Raw genomic sequence first — 5330 nt, forward strand, 5'->3', positions numbered from 1 at the left:
CGGTGGGGTGTGGTCTGTTGCTTGAAAACTCAATAGCGTACCAATGTTATAAATAACATTCTTATCGTCCACACTACACGCTCCTGTTCGCACAGGAGTACCGGTAGTGCGGAAATTGAACTGATACCAAATATTTATACTAAGTAATCATCAGAGCAGTGTTCTGGTGATCTTGAATTTGATAATCAATTGGTTTCAGATTCGTCAGCTTGAACCACACCTACCCCGTAGGTGAGTGGTTCGCTAACAATCAGGGACTAGGATCATCAACTACTTCATTATTTTTCTAACGGAGAGTTTGATTCTGGCTCAGGACGAACGCTGGCGGCGTGCTTAACACATGCAAGTCGAACGATGAAGCCCAGCTTGCTGGGTGGATTAGTGGCGAACGGGTGAGTAATACGTGAGTAACCTGCCTTGAACTCTGGGATAAGCCTTGGAAACGGGGTCTAATACCGGATACGACCGATCCTCGCATGGGGTGTTGGTGGAAAGGGTTTTTGTACTGGTTTGAGATGGGCTCACGGCCTATCAGCTTGTTGGTGGGGTAACGGCTCACCAAGGCGACGACGGGTAGCCGGCCTGAGAGGGTGACCGGCCACACTGGGACTGAGACACGGCCCAGACTCCTACGGGAGGCAGCAGTGGGGAATATTGCACAATGGGCGCAAGCCTGATGCAGCGACGCCGCGTGAGGGATGACGGCCTTCGGGTTGTAAACCTCTTTCAGCAGGGAAGAAGCGAAAGTGACGGTACCTGCAGAAGAAGCGCCGGCTAACTACGTGCCAGCAGCCGCGGTAATACGTAGGGCGCGAGCGTTGTCCGGAATTATTGGGCGTAAAGAGCTTGTAGGCGGTTTGTCGCGTCTGCTGTGAAAGCCCGGGGCTTAACTCCGGGTTTGCAGTGGGTACGGGCTAACTAGAGTGCAGTAGGGGAGACTGGAATTCCTGGTGTAGCGGTGAAATGCGCAGATATCAGGAGGAACACCGATGGCGAAGGCAGGTCTCTGGGCTGTAACTGACGCTGAGAAGCGAAAGCATGGGGAGCGAACAGGATTAGATACCCTGGTAGTCCATGCCGTAAACGTTGGGCACTAGGTGTGGGGGGCATTCCACGTTTTCCGCGCCGTAGCTAACGCATTAAGTGCCCCGCCTGGGGAGTACGGCCGCAAGGCTAAAACTCAAAGAAATTGACGGGGGCCCGCACAAGCGGCGGAGCATGCGGATTAATTCGATGCAACGCGAAGAACCTTACCAAGGCTTGACATGTACCGGACCGCTCTAGAGATAGAGTTTCCCTTCGGGGCTGGTTCACAGGTGGTGCATGGTTGTCGTCAGCTCGTGTCGTGAGATGTTGGGTTAAGTCCCGCAACGAGCGCAACCCTCGTTCTATGTTGCCAGCACGTGATGGTGGGGACTCATAGGAGACTGCCGGGGTCAACTCGGAGGAAGGTGGGGATGACGTCAAATCATCATGCCCCTTATGTCTTGGGCTTCACGCATGCTACAATGGCCGGTACAATGGGTTGCGATACTGTGAGGTTGAGCTAATCCCAAAAAGCCGGTCTCAGTTCGGATTGGGGTCTGCAACTCGACCCCATGAAGTCGGAGTCGCTAGTAATCGCAGATCAGCAACGCTGCGGTGAATACGTTCCCGGGCCTTGTACACACCGCCCGTCAAGTCACGAAAGTTGGTAACACCCGAAGCCGATGGCCTAACCACGTGTGTGGGGGGAGTCGTCGAAGGTGGGATTGATGATTGGGACTAAGTCGTAACAAGGTAGCCGTACCGGAAGGTGCGGCTGGATCACCTCCTTTCTAAGGAGCTTCAACAGTTTTGGTTGAGCCATGCTGGGCGCGAGTGTCGTTTGGGTGGTTTGCTCATGGGTGGAATGTTAGTTCAGGTGCTGTGCTTGCTCTTTGGGGTGGGTGGGGTGCTGATGGGGATGTGTGTAATTGTTGGTGCGCTTTTGGGTTTTGAGGTAACAAGCCGTGTGGTTTGTTGCTTTCAGGTTCCCGGCATGAGAGTAGTAGTCAAACAGTGTGTTTGGTTGCCTTGAGTGGTATCGGGTTGTTGTTTGAGAACTGTATAGTGGACGCGAGCATCTTCAATTTTATGTGAAGAAATCTCAATTCAATTTTTGGATTGTGTTCTTTTGATACTTTTGATTTTGTACTTAGTTAGTCAAGGTTTTATTATCTTTGATTTTATCTGTGTGTAAGTTATTAAGGGCACACGGTGGATGCCTTGGCACTAGAAGCCGATGAAGGACGTGTGAATCTGCGAAAAGCCTGGGGGAGTCGATAACAGGGCGTTGATCCCAGGATGTCCGAATGGGGAAACCCAGCAAGCTGTCATGGTTTGTTACCGCCAGTTGAATGTATAGGCTGGTTGGGGGGAACGAGGGGAAGTGAAACATCTCAGTACCCTCAGGAAGAGAAAATAAAATATGATTCTGTCAGTAGTGGCGAGCGAAAGCGGAAGAGACTAAACCTGTGGTGTGTGATACCGGTTGAGGGTTGCATCATGGGGGTTGTGGGAGTACGCATAACAGTTTCAACCAGCTGTTGACGTGATGTTCTAGCATGTAGGTGAACGCCTTGGGATGGGCGACCGGAGAGGGTGAGAGTCCTGTAATCGTAATGTGTTAGTCCGCGTGTGTGCCACCCGAGTAGCACGGGGCTCGTGGAATCTCGTGTGAATCTGCCAGGACCACCTGGTAAGTCTAAATACTTTCTAGTGACCGATAGTGGATCAGTACCGTGAGGGAATGGTGAAAAGTACCCCGGGAGGGGAGTGAAATAGTACCTGAAACCGTGTGCTTACAAGCCGTCAGAGCCTTTCTTTGTGGGGGGTGATGGCGTGCCTTTTGAAGAATGAGCCTGCGAGTTAGTGTTCTGTCGCGAGGTTAACCCGTGTGGGGTAGCCGTAGCGAAAGCGAGTCTGAAGAGGGCGAGTGAGTGGCAGGATCTAGACCCGAAGCGGAGTGATCTATCCATGGCCAGGTTGAAGCGACGGTAAGACGTCGTGGAGGACCGAACCCACCTAGGTTGAAAACTGGGGGGATGAGCTGTGGATAGGGGTGAAAGGCCAATCAAACTCTGTGATAGCTGGTTCTCCCCGAAATGCATTTAGGTGCAGCGTTGCGTGTTTCTTGCCGGAGGTAGAGCTACTGGATGGCCGATGGGCCCCACAGGGTTACTGACGTCAGCTAAACTCCGAATGCCGGTAAGTGAGAGCGTAGCAGTGAGACAGTGGGGGATAAGCTTCATTGTCGAGAGGGAAACAGCCCAGACCATCAACTAAGGTCCCTAAGCGTGTGCTAAGTGGGAAAGGATGTGGAGTTGCTGAGACAACCAGGAGGTTGGCTTAGAAGCAGCCATCCTTGAAAGAGTGCGTAATAGCTCACTGGTCAAGTGATTCTGCGCCGATAATGTAGCGGGGCTCAAGTACACCACCGAAGTTATGGCAATCAGTTTTTTACTGGTTGGGTAGGGGAGCGTCGTGTATCCGGTGAAGCTGCGGTGTAAACCAGTGGTGGAGGGTATGCGAGTGAGAATGCAGGCATGAGTAGCGAATCACGGGTGAGAAACCCGTGCGCCGGATGATCAAGGGTTCCAGGGTCAAGCTAATCTGCCCTGGGTTAGTCGGGGCCTAAGGCGAGGCCGACAGGCGTAGTCGATGGATAACGGGTTGATATTCCCGTACCGGCGAAAAACCGCCCATACTGATATTTTGATGCTAACTGTGAGAAGCCGTTTGTAACCTGCACCTTCGGGTGTGGGAGCTTGTGGTGGACTGCAGGACCCGATTTTTGGAGGTAAACGTATTAACAGGTGTGACGCAGGAAGGTAGCCAAGCCACGCGATGGTTGTCGTGGTCTAAGCGTGTAGGGTATCCGGTTGTTAAATGCGCCGGTGTTGGCCTGAGACGTGATGGGACCCCGTTTGTGGGGGATTTGGTGATCCTATGCTGCCGAGAAAAGCATCGACGTGAGGTTTGAGCCGCCCGTACCCGAAACCGACACAGGTGATCAGGTAGAGAATACTAAGGCGATCGAGAGAATCATGGTTAAGGAACTCGGCAAAATGTCCCCGTAACTTCGGGAGAAGGGGAGCCTTGAGCGTGACCCACCTGCGCGGTGGTGAGCGTGTATGGGTCGCAGAGAATTGGGGGAAGCGACTGTTTATCAAAAACACAGGTCCGTGCGAAGTCGTAAGACGATGTATACGGACTGACTCCTGCCCGGTGCTGGAAGGTTAAGAGGATTGGTTAGCCCTTTGTGGGCGAAGCTGAGAATTTAAGCCCCAGTAAACGGCGGTGGTAACTATAACCATCCTAAGGTAGCGAAATTCCTTGTCGGGTAAGTTCCGACCTGCACGAATGGAGTAACGACTTCCCTACTGTCTCAACCATGAACTCGGCGAAATTGCAGTACGAGTAAAGATGCTCGTTTCGCGCAGCAGGACGGAGAGACCCCGTGACCTTTACTATAGTTTGGTATTGGTGTTTGGTGTGGCTTGTGTAGGATAGGTGGGAGATTGTGAAGCCGTGACGCTAGTTATGGTGGAGTCGTTGTTGAAATACCACTCTGGTCGCTCTGGATGTCTAACTTGGGCCCGTGATCCGGGTCAGGGACAGTGCCTGATGGGTAGTTTAACTGGGGCGGTTGCCTCCTAAAGTGTAACGGAGGCGCCCAAAGGTTCCCTCAGCCTGGTTGGCAATCAGGTGGTGAGTGTAAGTGCACAAGGGGGCTTGACTGTGAGAGTGGCGACTCGAGCAGGGACGAAAGTCGGGACTAGTGATCCGGCAGTGGCTTGTGGAAGCGCTGTCGCTCAACGGATAAAAGGTACCTCGGGGATAACAGGCTGATCTTGCCCAAGAGTTCATATCGACGGCATGGTTTGGCACCTCGATGTCGGCTCGTCGCATCCTGGGGCTGGAGTTGGTCCCAAGGGTTGGGCTGTTCGCCCATTAAAGCGGTACGCGAGCTGGGTTCAGAACGTCGTGAGACAGTTCGGTCCCTATCCGCTGCGCGCGTTGGAAATTTGAGAAAGGCTGTCCTTAGTACGAGAGGACCGGGACGGACGAACCTCTGGTATGTCAGTTGTACCGCCAGGTGCATGGCTGATTGGCTACGTTCGGGAGGGATAACCGCTGAAAGCATCTAAGTGGGAAGCCTGTTTTGAGATGAGATTTCCTGGTGGCTTTGGGCCACGTGAGGATCCCTGGAGATGATGGGGTTGATAGGCCAGGTATGGACGCGGGGAATTCCTGTGGAGTTGACTGGTACTAATGGTCCGAAGGCTTACATTTTTCTAGGTATGTTT

Annotated in this window: 2 rRNA genes; both read left to right on the forward strand. The window is 52.9% G+C overall.

The features are described 5' to 3' along the window. The first annotated feature begins 286 nt into the window (after positions 1-286). Positions 287-1817 (forward strand): 16S ribosomal RNA (locus L6966_RS11815). A gap of 398 nt (positions 1818-2215) precedes the next feature. Continuing rightward, positions 2216-5316: ribosomal RNA gene (locus tag L6966_RS11820) — 23S ribosomal RNA — on the forward strand. Together the 16S and 23S rRNA genes form the textbook arrangement of a ribosomal RNA operon. Positions 5317-5330: the final 14 nt, after the last annotated feature.

This window comes from Rothia nasisuis (assembly GCF_928381405.1).
GTDB classification, from domain to species: Bacteria; Actinomycetota; Actinomycetes; order Actinomycetales; family Micrococcaceae; genus Rothia; species Rothia nasisuis.